Source organism: Xenophilus azovorans DSM 13620 (genome assembly GCF_000745855.1).
Lineage (GTDB): Bacteria > Pseudomonadota > Gammaproteobacteria > Burkholderiales > Burkholderiaceae_C > Xenophilus > Xenophilus azovorans.
Genome location: NZ_JQKD01000130.1, coordinates 1 through 1,593, shown reverse-complemented (window position 1 = coordinate 1,593; position 1,593 = coordinate 1). Strand labels below are relative to the sequence as shown.

At 66.4% G+C, this 1,593-nt stretch carries 2 protein-coding genes; both read left to right on the top strand.

Features of this window, described 5'->3' with window-relative positions:
• The coding region (locus Q392_RS26370; RefSeq protein ID WP_038215681.1) for a Mu transposase domain-containing protein at window positions 1-637 on the top strand (637 nt) is incomplete at its 5' end.
• On the top strand, window positions 630-1,430 hold the full coding sequence (gene istB, locus Q392_RS26365) for an IS21-like element helper ATPase IstB (protein WP_038215680.1): 801 nt from the start codon (window positions 630-632) through the stop codon (window positions 1,428-1,430). The genes Q392_RS26370 and istB, both read left to right, overlap by 8 nt.
• Window positions 1,431-1,593: the final 163 nt, after the last annotated feature.

Sequence of the window (1,593 nt, the reverse complement as noted above, 5' to 3'; positions counted from 1 at the left end):
CGAGCACGAACGGGTGCAGTTGATGCCGATGCCCGCTGCCTTCGACGGCTACGTCGAGGAGGTGGCCCGGGTCAGCAGCACCTGCCTGGTGTCGGTGGCGCGCAACCGCTACTCGGTGCCATGCGAGCTGGCCGGGCAGATGGTCAGCACGCACCTGTACCCGACGCGCGTGACAGTGGTGGCCGGCGACGTGGTCGTGGCCGATCACGAGCGGCTCACGGACAAGGGCAAGACGCGCTACGACTGGCAGCACTACATCCCGCTGGTGCAGAGGAAGCCGGGGGCGTTGCGCAATGGAGCGCCGTTCACGGATCTGCCGCAATCGTTGCAGCGGCTGCGCCGGGGGCTGTTGCGCGAGAGCGGCGGCGATCGTGTCATGGCCCGGGTGCTGGCCCTGGTGCCGACGGCGGGCCTGGAGGCGGTGCTGGTGGCCGTGGAGTTGGCGTTGGATGGCGCGCCGCCGTCGGGGCGCGTGAGCGTCGAGCACGTCATCAACGTGCTCGCGCGTCTGAACGCTGCGCCGCGGCCGGCCAACGTGCAGACGCCGTTGCAGGTGTTGACGCCGCCGATCGCAGATACGGCTCGCTACGACCGGCTGCGCGACATGAGCAGCATGAAGGAGACCGGCCATGCGTGACGTCATTGCTGAGCTCAAGGCGCTGCGTCTGCACGGCATGGCCGGGACCTGGGCCGATCTGATCGAGCAGAACAATGCCGAGCTGGAGCGATCGCGCTGGCTGGTCGAGCAGATGCTGCGGGCCGAGACCACCGAGCGCGCCACGCGCTCGGTCACCCACCAGATGAACGCGGCGAAGTTCCCTGTGCACCGGGATCTTGCCGGGTTCGACTTCGAGGTATCGCCGGTGGACCGCAAGCTGGTGTTGCAACTGGCCGAGATGGCCTTCACTGACGAGGCGCACAACGTCGTGCTGGTGGGCGGACCCGGCACCGGAAAAAGCCATCTTGCGACGGCCATCGGCGTGGCAGGCATCGTGCAGCATGGCAAGCGCGTGCGCTTCTACTCGACGGTGGATCTGGTCAACGCGCTGGAGCAGGAGAAGGCCCAAGGCAAGGCCGGTCGCATTGCCGCGAGCATGCTGCGCCTGGACGCGGTGGTGCTCGACGAAATGGGATACCTGCCCTTCAGCCAGGCCGCAGGGGCGCTGCTGTTCCACCTGCTGAGCAAGCTCTACGAGCACACCAGCGTGGTGGTGACGACCAACCTGGACTTCGCCGAGTGGTCCAGCGTGTTCGTGGATCCGAAGATGACCACCGCGCTGCTGGACCGGCTCACACACCATTGCCACATCGTGGAGACGGGCAATGACAGCTACCGCATCACGCATGCCACGGCCAACTCGAAGAAACGTATCAGGGCTCGCGAGCAGGAGCGCAAGGAGGCCAAGGCGCCACCGGCAGACCTCGCCTGATCAACGCTGCGAAGGGACAAGGCGCTGCGGGCTTCGCCCTGCGCGCCCTCTAAGACCGAACATCAAGCAAAGCAAGAAAGGAGGAAACAGCTACAGTTATCCACAGTCGGCAACCACGAGGCCGGCTTCCATCCCCGGGTCAAAGTTCAACCGGCAGGGTGGG

Excerpts from the sequence above, each read along its gene's own strand:
- istB (WP_038215680.1), top strand. The coding sequence starts at position 630 with ATGCGTGACGTCATTGCTGAGCTCAAGGCGCTGCGTCTGCACGGCATG.